Source organism: Moorena sp. SIO4G3 (genome assembly GCF_010692305.1).
Lineage (GTDB): Bacteria > Cyanobacteriota > Cyanobacteriia > Cyanobacteriales > Coleofasciculaceae > Moorena > Moorena producens_A.
In genome coordinates, this window is the sequence record NZ_JAAHIG010000189.1 from 1 (window position 1) to 16,644 (window position 16,644).

Annotated in this window: 12 protein-coding genes and 2 pseudogenes; 6 read left to right on the forward strand and 8 right to left on the reverse strand. The window is 43.2% G+C overall.

Annotation, left to right across the window (positions count from 1 at the left end; translation table 11 throughout):
• The 3 genes and pseudogenes from F6J99_RS26920 to F6J99_RS26930 all read left to right on the forward strand — a co-directional run.
• A pseudogene (locus F6J99_RS26920) lies at window positions 1-228 on the forward strand (hypothetical protein); the annotation flags it as partial.
• 88 nt (window positions 229-316) lie between these two features.
• The gene (locus F6J99_RS26925) at window positions 317-2,479 is read left to right on the forward strand and encodes an ATP-binding protein (protein ID WP_293117035.1); all 2,163 of its coding nucleotides are present in this window, start codon (window positions 317-319) and stop codon (window positions 2,477-2,479) included.
• A 320-nt stretch (window positions 2,480-2,799) separates the two neighbouring features.
• Window positions 2,800-5,595, forward strand: a complete 2,796-nt coding sequence (locus F6J99_RS26930; protein WP_293117039.1) for a DNA translocase FtsK — start codon at window positions 2,800-2,802, stop codon at window positions 5,593-5,595.
• Window positions 5,596-5,702: 107 nt separating this feature from the next.
• Here F6J99_RS26930 and F6J99_RS26935 read toward each other — a convergent pair whose 3' ends face one another.
• Together F6J99_RS26935 and F6J99_RS26940 are read right to left on the reverse strand one after the other, a co-directional pair.
• Window positions 5,703-7,334: an SUMF1/EgtB/PvdO family nonheme iron enzyme gene (locus tag F6J99_RS26935; protein WP_293117042.1), complete on the reverse strand. Its 1,632-nt coding sequence runs from the start codon at window positions 7,332-7,334 to the stop codon at window positions 5,703-5,705.
• 159 nt (window positions 7,335-7,493) lie between these two features.
• Window positions 7,494-7,721 carry a hypothetical protein gene (locus F6J99_RS26940; protein WP_293117044.1) on the reverse strand — a complete coding sequence of 76 codons (228 nt, stop codon included), beginning with the start codon at window positions 7,719-7,721 and terminating at the stop codon, window positions 7,494-7,496.
• A gap of 248 nt (window positions 7,722-7,969) precedes the next feature.
• On the opposite strand from F6J99_RS26940, the gene amrS reads away from it, so the two are divergent.
• On the forward strand, window positions 7,970-9,037 hold the full coding sequence (amrS, locus tag F6J99_RS26945; RefSeq protein WP_293117046.1) for an AmmeMemoRadiSam system radical SAM enzyme: 1,068 nt from the start codon (window positions 7,970-7,972) through the stop codon (window positions 9,035-9,037).
• On the opposite strand, the gene F6J99_RS26950 is transcribed toward amrS, so the two are convergent.
• Window positions 9,005-10,315, reverse strand: coding sequence for a hypothetical protein (locus F6J99_RS26950; RefSeq protein WP_293117049.1), 1,311 nt, complete (start codon window positions 10,313-10,315; stop codon window positions 9,005-9,007). The genes amrS and F6J99_RS26950 overlap by 33 nt on opposite strands.
• A 49-nt stretch (window positions 10,316-10,364) precedes the next feature.
• A complete protein-coding gene (locus F6J99_RS26955) occupies window positions 10,365-11,747 on the reverse strand; it encodes a transposase (RefSeq protein ID WP_293117052.1) in 1,383 nt (460 codons plus the stop codon).
• Between the two features lie 325 nt (window positions 11,748-12,072).
• Here F6J99_RS26955 and tnpA point away from each other — a divergent pair.
• A pseudogene (gene tnpA, locus F6J99_RS26960) lies at window positions 12,073-12,315 on the forward strand (IS200/IS605 family transposase); the annotation flags it as partial.
• A 286-nt stretch (window positions 12,316-12,601) separates the two neighbouring features.
• On the opposite strand, the gene F6J99_RS26965 reads toward tnpA, so the two are convergent.
• Genes F6J99_RS26965 through F6J99_RS26975 form a run of 3 tightly spaced genes read right to left on the reverse strand, consistent with a single transcriptional unit; the run spans window position 12,602 to window position 16,046 of the window.
• Complete coding sequence (locus tag F6J99_RS26965) at window positions 12,602-12,754, reverse strand: hypothetical protein (RefSeq protein WP_293117054.1); 153 nt, start codon at window positions 12,752-12,754, stop codon at window positions 12,602-12,604.
• 23 nt (window positions 12,755-12,777) lie between these two features.
• The gene (locus tag F6J99_RS26970) at window positions 12,778-14,532 is read right to left on the reverse strand and encodes a hypothetical protein (protein WP_293117056.1); all 1,755 of its coding nucleotides are present in this window, start codon (window positions 14,530-14,532) and stop codon (window positions 12,778-12,780) included.
• An 8-nt stretch (window positions 14,533-14,540) separates the two neighbouring features.
• Entirely contained in the window at window positions 14,541-16,046 is a 1,506-nt protein-coding gene (locus F6J99_RS26975) for an SUMF1/EgtB/PvdO family nonheme iron enzyme (RefSeq protein WP_293117059.1), read from the reverse strand.
• Window positions 16,047-16,175: 129 nt separating this feature from the next.
• On the opposite strand from F6J99_RS26975, the gene F6J99_RS26980 reads away from it, so the two are divergent.
• Window positions 16,176-16,349 (forward strand): hypothetical protein, encoded by a 174-nt coding sequence (locus tag F6J99_RS26980; RefSeq protein WP_293117062.1) that lies wholly within the window; start codon window positions 16,176-16,178, stop codon window positions 16,347-16,349.
• Here the strand turns inward: F6J99_RS26980 and F6J99_RS26985 are convergent.
• Window positions 16,300-16,572, reverse strand: coding sequence for a hypothetical protein (locus F6J99_RS26985; RefSeq protein WP_293117064.1), 273 nt, complete (start codon window positions 16,570-16,572; stop codon window positions 16,300-16,302). The two genes, F6J99_RS26980 and F6J99_RS26985, sit on opposite strands and share 50 nt — an antisense overlap.
• Window positions 16,573-16,644 lie beyond the last annotated feature (72 nt).

Here is a 16,644-nt window from a genome sequence, read left to right on the forward strand (position 1 = left end):
TACCAGGAATTGGGTACAGAAAACTATTTGCCACTGTTTCATTTGCGCCAAAAGTTACAACCGCCTTTGTCTAGGGAAGAATTGGATAAAGCACTGTATAGCTTGCAAGCAGAAGATAAAATTGATCTGAGTGCTTTGCAAGAAGCAAACATGTATACAGAGGAACAAATTGAAGCTGGTATTCCTCAAAATACCGGGGGGAGGCTATTTTTCATTATGGTGCAGTAAAGTATGATACAAAGTATGATACTATAAGCCCAGGCTTCCCAATTGTTAATCCTCTATCCTTGTCCACTCTATATATGGAATTAAAGAGATGGCAACGATCCAGGAAATAATTAAACAAGCCCTAAATCCCTTTGACCCCGTGACCTTTGCTACGGGGAATTTTTGGGAAGATCCAGACAATGGTGCTGTTAATGTCAACTCGATTCATCAAGATGAAATCAATCAGATAACCACCACCCTCAGTGCGGTGAATCAAGACCATCGACCCCGCACTATCTTACTGGCTGGTGATGCTGGTTCGGGGAAAAGTTATCTATTAAAACGGCTCAAACAACAGCTCAATCAACAAGCCTTCTTTGCTTATATCGGTCCTTGGGCGAATAGCGATCGCATCTGGCGCTATATCCTCAGGGAAACCGTTGACAGTATGCTAAAAATCCCAGAAGGGGAAAAAGAATCTCAGTTGCTCCTGTGGCTAAAGAGTCTCCCAGCCTTTAAAAAAAACGGTTGGCTGCTGAATGAGCGACAACAGTTTATTAGTGACCTCAGAGCTAGCTATCCAGGGGGAATTCATAGAAATAAGGAATTTTTTGGAGTCCTCTATGACCTCACTAATCCAGAAAGATATCACCTGGCTTATCAATGGTTAAGGGGAGAAGATTTAGATGAAGATGAACTCAAAACCCTTGGGGTCAGAGGCTCTATAGATAACGAAGACGATGCTCAGAACATCTTAATCAACTTCGGGAGAATTTCTTCATCCACCAAGCCGATTGTGCTGTGTTTTGACCAATTGGATAATATTCCTCGTTTGCCCGATGCTTCTCTGGATCTACAAGCGCTGTTTAATGTCAACTCTACCCTTCATACTCGCCGTGTCAACTTTCTGATTATTATTAGCATAGTCACTGATACCTGGCAAAGGAATAAGAAAAAACTTCAACCGGCTGATTTCGATAGACTTAATCCTAAAATTCTGCTCAAAAACATTACCCTAGAGCAAGCAGAATCCCTTTGGGCAAGCAAACTCTATCCCTTACATCAGCAAGCTGACCCAAAACCAACTTCACCGATTTATCCTTTAACTCGGCAAGACCTCGAAGAAGAATTTCCTGGTCAAAAAACCACTCCCCGCAAGACCTTAAGCCTGGGAAATCAGCTAATTCAAAGGTATAAAACTCAGGTAGTTAACTCAGAGTTATCAAGGATTGACTTAATAAGTGAGGATAGCGAGGGAGTTAAGATTTCAGAGCCATCAACGATTGACTTAACTAGTGAGGATAGCGAGGGAGTTAAGACTTCAGAGCTATCAAGGATTGACTTAACTAGTGAGGATATCGAGACAGTTAGCATTTCAGAGCCATCAAAAACTGAGTCAACTACTAAAAAGGATACCGCTGGCGAATCAATACCAATAGCAGACAAACTTTTAGCCTCATTTAAATTAAAGTGGCAGAAGGAATTTCAAAAGACTGAGCAGCAAATTACCCGAATCCAAGATATTGGTGAATCGCAATTGATTGGGATGTTACGAGAGGCATTAGAAGCTCTGGAGATTAGGGGTATTAAACCAAAATTATTGTTAGGTAGTTTTGCCAGTCATTCCCTAAGTTACCAGTTGCCATCACCCCAGGGACGGATCGGATTAGTCTGGGGAGAAACTACTAATGGTACAAGTTTCTATCATCTGATGAATGCCTGTGATCAAGCTATAAAAGGCAATCGCTGCCAAACCTTATACCTGATTCGCCATACAAAAATTAGCCTAAAACGTGATACTAAAGGGTACAAACTCTACAGCCAACTATTCAATGCTTCTAGGCATATTCACATCAAATTAGACGATCTATCCTCTGTCCATTACTTAGCTACTTATCATAGCTTAGTTAATGATGCTTGTTCCCAAGAGTTAGTTCTTGCTAATAAAACAATAACACTAACAGAGTTAAAGAGTCTAATCCGAGAATCAGGAATTTTGCAGGATTGTCCTTTACTAAAGGATTTGAATATTATTTCTATAGTAGATAATAAAGTACCCCTTAATCCAGTTAAGGAATTTGTGTTAAATGTCCTCAAACAAGACCAAGTTATTGGTCTTAAGGTTTTAATTAAAACTACTCACCGTCAATTTAATCGGCTCAAAGAAATAGAAATTCAACAACGGATTAAGGAACTTTGTCAGGAAAATGAACTAAAACTTATCCCTGTGGATGGTTCCCCAGAAACACAATCAGTATATTTGGTACCGTAAGCTATCAGCTATCAGCAATCAGTAATCAGTAATCAGCTATCAGTAATCAGTAATCAGTTATCAGCTATCAGTAATCAGTTATCAGCTCTCAGCTCTCAGCTCTCAGCTCTCAGCTCTCAGCTCTCAGCTCTCAGCTCTCAGCTCTCAGCTCTCAGCTCTCAGTTATCAGCTCTCAGCTCTCAGCTCTCAGCTCTCAGCTCTCACAGGCTGGAAGCCTGTGCCACCCTAATTGAGGTGCCATTGACCAAAGACTGACGGCTGACGGCTGACAGCTAACGATGATTATTTTACCATAACAAAAATTCGGATAACAAGCACCAATGTACCTGACTCAACCAGCACAGATCCGAGAGTTAATCCTGAATTTATCAGCATCAAAAGTTCTCTGGTTAGATACGGAAATAGCTGACTGGAATACCCCTAATCCTAGATTATCTCTGATTCAGGTATTGGCTGATCCAACAGATATAAATGGTGACAAAGCTTACATCTTAGATGTATTAGACAAACCGGAAGTAGTGCAATACTTTGTTAACCATATTATGGTTAATCCTAACATTGAAAAAGTCTTTCACAACGCTAGTTTTGATTTACGGTATCTAGGGGGTAAAGACCAAGCGAAAAATGTCACCTGTACCTATAAAATAGCTAGAACGCTGACGAATAAGAAACTGTCTAATCCATTACAGGTATCCAATAATAAACTAAAAACCCTAGCGCGAGAGCTGTGCAATTTCGCCAATGTCGATACAGAAGAGCAAAGCAGTGATTGGGGAAAACGTCCGCTAAGCGAAAAACAGCTAAAGTATGCAAAACTGGATACAGTCTATCTAGCCCATGTCCATCGCCGCTTACTAGAAATTAGTGATAAAAATAGCTGGAGTCGAGAGCAGATGGTCACAAGACAATCACGGACGCAACAATCGCAATCCCGTCGCTTCAGTGTTACCCAAGTTAGGGTAGCCCTTGAATGTCCTCGCTTATTTTATTTGAGTAAGCGCTTTGGTGGAAAACCCATATTTATACCACAATCCCACTCACCAGGTATTGGGACAGTATTCCATCAGCTATGTGAACAGTGTACTGACACACTCCAGCAAGATTCCCGATTTCAAGCTTTATTTTCCCCCACAGCAAGTCAGCTAGACCAAAGCCAGATTAGCTCTAAGATCCAAGCGCTACTGTATGAGCTAGTTGTTTTCCCCAAAATCACCAATCAAAAGATAGCCTCGATCTTACTTCAACTGTGGCAAGGATTAAAATCACTAATTCCCCATTGGACTCAATTGCTAGTTGCTAATCGAGGCTATTGTCAGCCAGAGGAAGTAATTAGTAAAACCTTTATTGCTCAAGAAATAAAGCTCAGTTATAACTTCACTCTTCCTGATGGCAGCCAGCAACGAGTTAATGGAAAATTCGATAGCTTAATTTTCGACTGTGAGCGCGATCGCTATTGTGTCGTAGACTATAAAACCTATCAACCGGTAGATCCATCCGCTAACCTAGCTCAAGTAGCCCTCTATAGTTACATGCTCCACCAAAAAAAAGGAGTAGCAATAGATGCAGCGGTTTATTGTGTTTTACCGGAATTCCAAAAACACTACTATTCCCGGGAAGAGCTAGAAGATACAGTGCATCAGCTCATTCCCCATAAATTACAACAGATGCGGGAATGGCTGAGTTGGAAACCTGCTCAGGTCGAAGAGGGGGGAGATGGGGAAACTATAAAAAACCATTGCACTCCCACAATCGGTAAGGGCGACCTGGAGCCACCACCACCGACACGACAGCCTCACCTATGCAACATTTGTCCCCAACAACAGACCTGTCAAACCTTTTTTGAGGATGGGAAAACTGAGAAAAAGCCGGTCAAGCCACCATCCCCCAAAATTCCTGATATTGAGCAAAAGCCGGTCAAGGCACCATCCCCCAAAATTCCTCAGACTAAGCAAAAGCCGGTCAAAGCACCATCCCGGCAAAGTCTTGATGCTGACCAGACCGGGGAGAAATTGGTGAGTACTCTAGAAGACTTTAAAATTGGTGTCGATTATGTCAACGCAACAGTTGCTCCAGCATTTGTCCGGATCAAGGTAAAACCCAATCGTGGGGTAAAAGTCATATCGATACAGAATCGATCCAAGGATTTACAAGTACACTTAGGTCTGGAGAATCCTCCCTTGATTACTCCATTAGCTGGGTATGTCAGTGTGGATTTACCACGGAAGGATGAGGATAGAGAAGTAGCTAGATTTGATGACTATATCCAGCGTCCGGCAAATTCCGCCCCCCTAACCCCCCAATCTTGGGGGGAAATTGAGTTAAAGTCTCCCGCCCCCCTAACCCCCCAATCTTGGGGGGAAATTGAGTTAAAGTCTCCCAGGATTGGGCTTGGAGTAAATTTAGATGGGAAATTGGTAGAAGCGGATTTATCGGATCCCAATACCTGTCACTTTTTGGTAGGGGGCACAACCGGAAGTGGCAAGAGTGAATTTTTGCGATCGCTTCTGCTATCCCTACTCTATCAGCATTCTCCTCAACAGCTCAAAATTGCTCTAGTTGATCCCAAGCGCGTCACTTTCCCAGAATTTGAGGACATGCCATGGTTGCTCTCACCAATCGTTAAAGATTGCGATCGCGCTATCGAACTGATGGAGCAATTAGTTGATGAAATGGAGGAGCGTTACCAGAAATTTGAACAAGCCAAGTGTGCTCACCTGGATGCTTATAATCAGCAATTGATTAATAAACAAATTTTACCATTACCTCGGATAGTCTGTATATTTGATGAATATGCTGACTTCATGGCAGAAAAAGACATCCGCAAAGAGTTAGAATTAAGTATTAAGCGTTTAGGAGCAAAAGCTAGAGCAGCTGGAATTCATTTGATTGTTGCTACTCAACGGCCAGACGCCAATGTTGTTACTCCGATTATTCGCTCTAATTTACCTGGGCGAATTGCTTTACGCACAGCGTCTGAAGCCGACTCAAGGATTATTTTTGGTGGCAGCAACACGGAAGCGGCTTATTTGTTGGGTAAGGGAGATTTATTGTATCAAAAGGGTGGTAAGTTAGAGCGATTGCAGAGTTTGTTTGCTCAGAGGATTGTATTACCTTGATCAAAGTTTATTCAAATAAAGTTTGACCCTGTGGTGCGTTACGGGGCAGACTATCCGAACGCTGGCTACGAGGCGAAAAATCAAGGCAAGTCCGCCCCTAACACACCCTACCCAACACCACGAGCCACACGAAAACCGACATTGCCTTTGATGAGATCGCGCGTGAAATTGTAGTCGCGGTGGGCAGAACGGCAATAAATAGGAGAGGCGCTCCAGGACCCGCCCCGCAGAATATATTTAGTATGATTACTAGATTTAGTCCAGATCCTCCCATCTGTAGGAGCTCCTTTGTAATTATCATGCCTTGGATCCGCACACCACTCCCAAAGATTGCCGTGCATATCGTATAAGCCAAAGCCGTTGGGGGGAAAATGTCCTACTGGGGTGGTTTCTTCTCGATATTCCCCTTCTTTTTCCTCTGCATAAGTATAGGAAGCATTATAATTAGCTAATAGACCGGTTATGGTCTCTCCATAATGGAATGGTGTGGTATCTTTATAATGGAATGGTGTGGTAGTTCCGGCTCTACAGGCGTATTCCCATTCCGCTTCACTCGGTAATCTGTATTTCCTTCCTGTATATTGGGAAAGGCGATCGCAAAATTCCATCGCATCGTACCAGTTGACTTGCTCTACTGGTCGATTGTCTCCTGGAAAGTAAGAGGGGTCTGGGTTTAAGTCCCGGTTGACTTTTGGAAGCTTGGCCACAGCTCGCCATTGCGCTTGAGTTACCAGATATTTGCCCAGGAAGAAGGGTTGGATGGTTACTTTGTGCTGAGGTCTTTCCCTGTCATGAGTCCCCTTCTCAGTTTCCGGGGAACCCATTAAGAAGCTTCCTTCTGGGATAGACACCATATCTAGGTCTACTCCATTTCCGAGATCTTGAGTGAAATAATCCGCTTGCTTGGATTCTTTCTTGATTGTTTCTCCTCTACGGTTAACTGTTACTACTTCAAAGGAAAACTGCTTTCCTTTTTGTTTGTTTATGAGATAATCAACCAGAAGCACTATTGGCATTGTTATTAAGCATACCTTTAAGAAATCAGCCCGGGAAAACTTATTGGAACCTTTTGGTTTGGCTGGGTTTAAACTTTCTTCCCTCGGATTTGGCTTGACAATTCTCTTATGTGGTGAATTTATGTTTTGTTGGTAAACTAATAAATTATAAACGTTATTAGAATTTTTTTCTAACCATTGCTCTAGTTGCTCAGCCTTTGACTTAGTAATATTTATATTAACTAATAGATTTAGTAATAAATTATCAACAAATTGTACAATCAGTTTTTCATCATCAGTTTGTTGAGATATCTCATCCAAATTTTTGAGAATATCATAGAAACTGTTAGGGAGTTGATATTCCGAAGACTCCAATAAATTATCGGCACAACAATCTCTGTAAGCCTGTTGCATTTGTTTGATAAAACGCCTTTCTAAAGGACGCAATATCTTGACTACACTAGTCGTAATTTTAAAGTTTTCCTGGATTGCCTTTAATTGAGGATTATTTGGAATATGTTCAAGTGCTCCATCAATTAATTTTTCTAACTCATTGGAAGCCTCAAAATACTTTATTAATTTGTCAACGATTTCCTGTAAATCTCCACCGCTAGCAACCTCGTTCAGATTTATATTTAATGCATAACGCACCATTCTTTCTAATTTATGTTTATCAGGGAAAGCACTACACATTGCTTCGTTTATCTTTTCGATGAGATAACCAGGGGTATGTCGAGTATTCATGGATGGTTATTTCAAGACCTGTGAAAAATAGAATTTGATACTTTGACTCTAATTCAGTATCTACACTGTGATTATACCGAGTTCCGTAAATTTTTCTTTATGTGCTGGTATTTCCCACCTGGTGGTGGCTTAGGGAACAGGGAACAGGGAGCAGGGAAGTCAGAAGAGGGAAACAATCCTGTGTACGTGATAGTTATGACAAACGCTGATAGCTGATAAGTAGTCGGACAAAACTAAAATTAACTGTTGAAATAGGGAGCAGGGAGCAGGGAGCAGAGGGGCTTTTGGCAACTTTACACAAGTTAATACAGCGATGCAGCGCGGTCTTGGGAAGGCAGCGCGGTCTTGGGGGTCTCCCCCATGAGCGACTGCCGTGGTTTCCCCCATGAGCGACTGCATCAAGAAGCAAGGTTTATTTTTGTCCAGGTACTTAGCTGATAGCTGAACGCGCACGCGTGCGCGTAGCGCTTAAGCTGATAGCTGATAGCTGATAGCTGAACGCGCACGCGTGCGCGTAGCGCTTAAGCTGATAGCTGATAGTCGGGATTTTGGCCAAATTTATCTAACCATCCTGGAAGGAAGTATTAGACTAAAAACCGCTATAGTTAAAGATTGCTGAAAGTATTCTTGCCATAATGAACGGTAACACCTACCAATTAAACAATCCCAAGAAAGCCATGCTATATCAGAAGCAGGAAGAAGGGAGTGTTTTGTGTCAACTGTGTCCTCATTACTGCCTTATTCCTCAAGGCAAAAGAGGAATCTGTCAGGTGCGCGAAAATCGGGGAGGATCCCTTTATACCCTGGTTTTTGGTCGTACTGTAACTCAGAATATAGATCGGGTTGAGAAGAAGCCATTATTTCACTTCTATCCAGGTTCAACCACCTATTCTCTAGCCACAAGTGGTTGTAATTTTCATTGCCAATATTGCACTAATTGGCAAGTCTCCCAAATGTCAACAGAGGAGTTTGACGCAATTGGGGTTGAGGCTTCAGCTGAGAAAATTGTTGCGGCTGCACTTCAGGTGGGTTGTCGTAGTCTTGCTTATACCTATGTTGAACCAACTATCTTTTTTGAATATGTTCACGCCATTGCTACTTTAGCTCACCAAGCCGGACTTTTTAATCTCTTTAAAACCAATGGTTTTATGAGCAAGGAAATGCTGGACGTTTGTCAGTCCTATTTAAATGCCGCTAATGTAGATTTAAAAGCCTTTCGAGACCAAACCTATCGACAGTTTGGAGGTAGATTGCAGCCTGTATTGGATAGCCTCAAATTCATGAAATCTCTTGGGATATGGTTAGAAGTAACTACTGTAGTTATTCCTGGTATTAATGACGAATCTGGGGAATTAGAAGATATAGCAGGATTTATTGCCCAGGAATTAGGGATTGATACGCCGTGGCACATCACACGATTTTTCCCAGCCTACAGAATGGAAGATGTACCACCCACACCCATTGAAACTCTATACCAAGCCCGTGACATTGGACTAGCAGCAGGATTAAGATACGTTTATTTTGGTAACTTTTTGGAAAAAGGGAAACAGGATACAGTATGTCCCAACTGTGGAGAAATATTAATTAAACGTCATGGTTTTAAGTTGTTGGAAAATAAAATGCTGGATAACCATTGTCCGTCTTGTGGCACAATGATTCCTGGCATAGGTCTAGCCGATCAAATATCCCAAAATTTGACCTAACTCTTCTTTTTGTCTAGCACCAACACTCTCCCATCTTTCGCATAAACTACCAAGTGCCGGAAGTACATCGCAAGAGGGATATTGAATAAAAAGTCCCCGCAGTCCTTGAATCCGTGGAATTTTCGCTTCAGCACCAAACCAAGGCTGAGTTAATAATAATATCATCGGTTCAAGTCCACTTTCATCTCTTAGATTGCTTCGTACTGCATCAGCGAGTTTCAAACTCCGTAATTCATTAGGGGGTTCCATGGAGCGTTGTGTCCAAATTGAGATTAAATCAATTGAATTATTCAGTTCTATTAACCGTTCTTCGTCTTCGCCAGTGGTAACTAAAACAACTGGTATTCTAGCTTGTTGTAACAAACAACTGATAGAATAAGCTGCCATACGGGTAAGAGCTTCAACTGGACCAAACACAGGGGGAGTGACATCCAACAGCAAGACGGTCGGACGAAGGCGTGGTGGTTCAGCCAGTTCACGGGTACGAAATAACAATTCTCCCCGTTGGTAACGGTAGCTAAATACAGATTTGGGCATGGCTAATTGGCTGGGAAGTAGGGAATTCCAATCGGTGCGGCTAGCTGTCTCTACACCACTTACCTGACCTCGTTCTACTCCCGGTGCATTGCCAATGGCACGTCCTGAATGCTCGCCGAAACAGATGCGTACTCCTAATAACTGGCGTTGAATGGAATTCAAAACTGGCAAGTCTTGGACACGGGACAATAAACGTAGGGGTAAAGCCGGTTCCGCTTCTACAGCTTGAGGACCGAGAATAGCAAGTAAAGATAAGAGGCGCTCATCGATGTGTTTGGCGGACTCTTGCAAGAGGGAAATCGGGGTTGGTGGGGCTTTTGGCTCAATGGGTTTCCCTTTTAGGCCAGCTTTGAGAGCTTCGCAGACTTCCCTGGGAGAGATACCAGAGGGAGGTTCCCAGTCTGTCAGAGGGAGTTTGTGTAGCAACAAAGCCACCATTCCTATCCGTGCAGGAGCAGGCCAGCGCAGGGCAATTAATCCAGGAATTCCGGTGTTAGTATCTCTTGCCAGTTGAGACAGGGACTTATGAACGGTACGACCACCAGTGAGGTCTAGGAGGTCTTGGACTAGGGATAAGGGGGGATAAATGCTAAGTCGGTGTAGTTGTGCTAAAGCCGTGGGAAGTAGGCTAAGGTTACTCGGTAAAGACTGGGTAGGAGTAGAGTGAATTACTTTCCGACCTACAGTTCTAGCTTGACGAGTAATGTAGGAATTAAGTTGTCCTTTTGCATAGTGACTCATGTTAGTGACGCACTCCTCACATCAAATCAAAGATTATGATGTGGACTTCTTAAAACCCTGGAGTGTTCGTGCCGTCCCTTAGGATAGACACGATTTGCTTCGTGGTACTATCGTCCATATCGCCAGATACGACTAACTTCCCACTACGCCGTTTTATACTTGGGAAAACGCCCAGCCCAAGTCGTTTAAGGTTAATTGCGGCATTCACATCCCGATCAACCAAAACTTTTTCAACCGGATCAAAATATTTTCTGATTGAGCAATCGGTAAATATAACTTCGTTCCGATAACTTAGAATCATTGATGAATACGCCGGATTCTTTTTGATAATCACTGCTCCAGCTTTTGAGGCTATGTAGTCCAGTGTTGTTAGAAATTCACCAAATGCCGCATCTAGCCAAGACTTATTTAATCCAGATTTAGCCGATTGACCATTGGGTAAATATGTTCCATCAGCAGCTTTTTTTGGTTTATTTCGCTTTGTAAGTCCTTTAATATTTAATTTTTCAGTAAAAAATACTTTTTTACCTGTTTTTACCAGCTTGTGAGCCAGGTTGTAACGGTGATTTTGGCGCTGTCTAGCAATGCGTTGATGTATTCGAGATTCACGCTTAGCTAGTTTGCGACGAGATGAAGACCCTTTACGCTTCGATGATTTCTTAGCAGAAACAGTTTTAAGTTTCGGTAAAGATTTGCGTAGTGGTTTAGCTGATTTGTATTTTGTATTTTCAGATGTGGCAATATAGTCATCGCCCTCTAGTACTGCGTCAAGACCAATTGAATTATCCCAATCAGGAACAATGTGATCAGGTGTAAACTCAGGTACCGTAAGATCTTCTAAGGTCAGATTAACATACCAACCGTCAGCTTTTTTAGTCAAACTAATACGTTTAACTACGGCTCCATCCGGTATTATCCTGTGCATCCGAACCTTTAACATTCCAAGCTTAGGAAGCTTGATATAAAGCCAGTTTTTACGAACAAGATGAATCCACTTCGGTTTAACCATTGCGAACACCATCGTTCGGTAACTGGATTGGTTCTTAAATCGTGGCTTGCCACTACGTAAGCCGTTAGAGTCACCTTTTATATAGCGTTTGAAAGCATCATCAGCCCGCTTACAAACATCTTGCAAAACAGTCGAATCTAATCTGGTAAAGTCTAATAGCTCACCACTATGAAACACCTTAACCAAATCTGTTTTGAGTTTAGGTAATTGTGACTGTTGACCGTATCGGGTCGGATTATCTCTTAGTTCAGGTAACGAGCAAACTAGCGGACAAGCGTTTAGGTAATTTCTATTGTTATCCCACCAATTAAAACGATCTCCAAGTTGACGGTTGTACCAATAGCGACACAATCGAAGCCAATAATTCCCCTCAAGTTTTTGCTTTTGTGTAAGGTAAGCTCGAAACTGAAATGTTGATTTCACTTATATTAATCCGACCAATTCGACCATTAATGCTATTATAGCATGAAATATTTTAGTTTCAACCCATGTCTGACGACAATATCCACCGTGCCAGAGGTGTTTCAAACCTAAAAGCTCCTCAACGTGTTAGTCCCAAAATATCGACGAAAAGTATTGACAAGGAAAATGTTGATTCCAAGCGAATCAATATTTTCTACCCTAATGTCTAAGTGGGAAGGTAAGCACCTAAACAAAATTAATTTCCTACTCCCAATCTCTGTAACCCTTACATCGTAAGGCTTTGAGTTTTGTAAAATGTGTAATTAATTTTGTGCACCTGCTTAGCTTGGTTGAGTTTAATGGTGAAACGGACCACGTTCATTTATTGATCCAATACAATCCCCAGACTCAGCTGAGCAAACTAATCAATAATATCAAAACCGTTTCCAGCCGATACCTACGCAAAGAATTTTCCGATCAAATTAACAAATATTATTCAAAAAAAGTTTTTTGGACTGGTGGTTACTTTATTGCTATTTGTGGAGGCGTTACCGTTGAGCAACTAAAAAAATATATTCAGAAATCTTGACAGACCTGAAGAACCCAACTGATAGGGACTAGACCCTGTGCAAAATTCATCTCACGCGCTCATCGATAATTACAGCGTGAGAATTTTTTCGCCGGTCAGTTAATGTATAGCAACCGAAGTATAGTTTAGGACAGAGTATTTTGGTTGAAAGGGAGCAGGGAGCAGGGAGCAGGGAGCAGGGAGCATAAATATGTCTTAAGTTTTACTTCGACTGCTATACATAACTATCAAAATGTTGCGAGGAATTTTTTATAAATTCTACCTTCTAACTTCTACCTTCTGACTTCTAACTTCTAACTTCTATAGCGTTTCTAGGACTCATGAGGTACACATTATTTTTTCCCTCTTCCCTCTTCCCTCTTCCCTTTTCCTTCTTCCCTGCTCCCTGCTCCCTGCTCCCTGCTCCCTGCTCCCTAAAAACCAGAAATTTGTACCTCACAAGTCGTAGAATTGCTATAACTTCTAACTTCCCCTCCTCTTCCCAATCCTTTCATACAACCGACCCGCCTGTGCTGAATAACCGGCATTTTCTAACAAAGCTGCGGCTTTGACTAAATCTCCCTTCAATTCTGCTTGCTGTGCCTGTTCCAACGTTCCAACTTCCTGAGTACTATCTGGTTTAGGTGGAAAAAGTTCCTGGAGCCACGGTTTAGTTTCCCCTTGTCGCAACTGTTTAGAAATGCTATTGAGCAACTGTTTACCTGGTTTTGAAAGTCCTGCTTTCACCTGGGGAACTTCCCCGACCCAGAGTGTCCAAGCTGGAGTCATCTCGGCTATATTAAAGCGATATGTTTGATTACGAGCCACCACCACAGCAGCCTTGGAGTTTAGGTTAAATCGCTGCTGACGAGCTCCATTAGGTAACGAAGGATAAAAGTCCATACCTAACTCTAAATAGAGGGAGCTTGGTCCTATCCAGATTAAGGGAATACCTAGGGGGATTTGTGTAGGTAAGCCCCCTGGTGCAGTTAAAAGATGGTATCCTGCTCCTGGTAACAAAAAAGCCATTTCCCCTACAGGTCTTGCCATCAGCAGGGAGCGCACCCACGATAGTTCTGTATCATCCAGTAGCACTGCATCCACTTTTTGGCTAGGTCTAGGACGAGGCACAAGCTGCACAGCTATAGGCTTTGGTAATCGGTTAGAAACTAAGGAAGGAGCTTTAGCTTTAGGCAGTTGAGGTGCATCTAAAAGCAACCCTCCGTCTATCTGATTGCCAATAGTGCGTAGTCGCCAGTGGCCTAGATCAGCAGTTCCCAATACCCAAATTTCATCTTCGGGAATCATCGGCTCAATCAGACTAGGAGTTAGGGGGAGGCGATGGCGCACATCCACCAAAATTCTTGCCCTTTCAGTCTCTAAAACCGGGACTGCTACAGTAGTATAGGGTAAGCTGGTTAAACGATGGACTAGAGCAGCGGGAATGGTGCGGTTGCCATCAGACTGCAGTCGCATCAATAAAACCCCAGAGCTTTCCTGATGATTATTATTATGGTTATTATTAAGGGGCTGTTGTGAGGCGCTGGTCAGGGTTACCTCTAGACCTAAAGCTGTGGCACGACCCAAAATCCACCGACCTAGGGAGCCAGGGGTGACAACGTCTAAGATAGTGGCTCTTTGATAACGACTAGGAGGTAAACTCGCTTCTGCTAATAATTCTGCTAATTCTACAATTGACCAAGTGCTAACATCTAAGGTTTGTGTGTCTTGATCCTGACTAGGCAACTCTCCTGAAAGGGACAACTTTACCCATTGTTGATGATGACGAGCAAAGGGTCTACCTCCCGCTGTCCAAATTAGTGGGGCGATACGCTCATGGGAAACAGCCACTTCTGCCCACCATTTTCCCTGGGGTGCCCGGCGGACAACTGCTGCATCTGATAACCTAGTACCTAAAACTGACCCTAAGAATGCCAGAACATGATTAGCACTCCCAAAATGCCCCCCTGTAGATGAATCTAATAACCGTTGAGATGCTGGTGTTTTTGAGGTTGTTGTCTCTGATGAAGGCTGTTTAGGGGTGGGCTGGGGGTCTTTTGCCGGTGAGGGTTTTCCTTGTGCTTCGGTTAACCGCCGAATTGTAAATTTGGACTTTTTTGACATTATCAATAGGGAATCGGGAGTCGGGAATCGGGAGTCGGGAGTCGGGAGTCGGGAATCGGGAATCGGGAATCGGGAATCGGGAGTAGGGAATCGGGAGTCGGGAATATTAATCACTTGGCTGATTAGGGGTGACAGCTCCCAACACCCCGAGCCACACGAAAACCCACAAAGTTGTATAGTTCATCGCGCGCGTCATAGTCGAGGCGGGAGGCAGAGCGGCAATCCCTAGGAATGAAGGTCCACGAGCCGCCCCGCAGACTATGATAATAATACTTATTGTAATACTGCCAAATACTCCCATCTGTGGGTGCTCTTTCGTAATTATTATGCCAACTGTCGGCACAGTACTCTTCTACATTGCCGTGCATATCGTATAGGCCAAAGCCGTTGGGGGGAAAACTTCCTACTTCCGTGGTTTCTCTTCGATATTTCCCTACAGCTTCCTCTCCATAAGTATAGCTAGCCTTATAGTTAGCTAATCTACTGGTTAGGGTCTCTCCATAATGGAATGGTGTGGTTGTTCCGGCTCTACAGGCGTATTCCCATTCCCCTTCACTCGGTAATCTGTATTCGGTTCCTGTATGTTTAGAGACGCGATCGCAGAATTCCACCGCCTCTAACCAGCTTACGCACTCTACTGGTCGATTCTCTCCTTTAAACTCAGAGGGGTCTGGCTCTAAGTCCCGGTTAACTTTTGGTAGCTTGGCCACTGCTCGCCATTGCTTCTGGGTTACTGGATATTTCCCCAGGAAAAACCCTTTAATGCTTACTTGGTGTTGAGGTCTTTCCCTGTCATCACTCTCACTCTCACTTTCCGGCGCACCCATTAAGAACCTTCCGGCTGGGATATACACCATCTCTAGCTTGACTCCATTTCCGAGATCTTCAATCAAATAACTTGCTTGTTTATGTTCTCTGTTGATTATTTCTCCTGTACGGTCCACTGTTACTACTTCAAAGGTTTTTAAATCTTCTTCTTCTTCTTCTTCTTCTGGTTGCGGTATTCCTGTGGCCTCTCCTAGGGTGGCCATTGCCCATGTTTCCCATTCCCCTATGGCATTGGGCATTCTGGCTTTTACTGCTGCACTATAGATTAGGGCGCTTAAATCTGGTCTACTTAGGACTTCTGCTACTCTTAATGCCCACTCATATAGGTGCTTTTTATGACTATTTTTGAATCGACTCAATATTTCTCTTAATCGAGCCGCTGCTTGCTTTGTTTTTCTAGCTCCTGCTTCACAACGGGCAAGAATTAGTTCAATCTCTAATTCTTCTGTTGCTGTTTGGGGAGTAATATCCCGCAGGGCTAATTGAGTTTGATAATGTTGCTTAAGGTAGTCTGTTCTGATCCAGACCGCTTTTAGGGTATCTCCTGCTTGAGTCCAACACTCTGCTGCTGCTTCTGGTTGAGCGTTTCTGAGATAGCATTGGGCGGCTTTTGACCAGTCTTGGTTTTTGAGATAGCACTGAGCCGCTTGTGACCAGTTTTCCTGTTGTTCGTAGATCGCCGCCGCTTCCCGGTATTCTCCTATTTCTTCCCATACTCGAGAAGCATCGGCTAACCACCCGGCTTTGAGGTAGCATTGGGCGGCTTTGATGAGCATTTCTCGGTTGTTGCTGTTACTCACTTTATCTTATATAGCAATTCTCTTTCCGATCAGGTACAAAATGATCCCCCTAAATCCCCCTTAAAAAGGGGGACTTTGAGAAGGATCCCCCTAAATCCCCCTTAAAAAGGGGGACTTTGAGGTTGATAAGTGTACCTCATACATGGAATAAACGCTAGACATGATTTTTTCCCTATTCCCTGTTCCCTGTTCCCTGTTCCCTGTTCCCTATTCCCTGTTCCCTATTCCCTGTTCCCTATTCCCTATTCCCTGTTCAATCAGTTTGTTTTTCCCTCTGATGTTCAAAGGATTGATCAGTATTAGCTGATTCGGGAATTGGTTCGAGATCTGGTTGGATATTATTAGGGAATACTTCCATTATCTGTGGATTTCGTTCAATAATGTTGCCTAATTCAGCAGCAATGCGATCATGGTTTCGGTTATGTTCCGCTTCTGGTAAACTCATCCTTCCTTGATCGTTTACCTGGAATATATTACGGTCGATGTCCCCTATTACGGGGAGCACCTCCGCTCCAGAACCGTGCATGAAACTTTCGCCTCACACGGCTCCTGAGTATCTTTTTGACTCCAGTGAATCTGTTGGTGACAACTTTGGTGA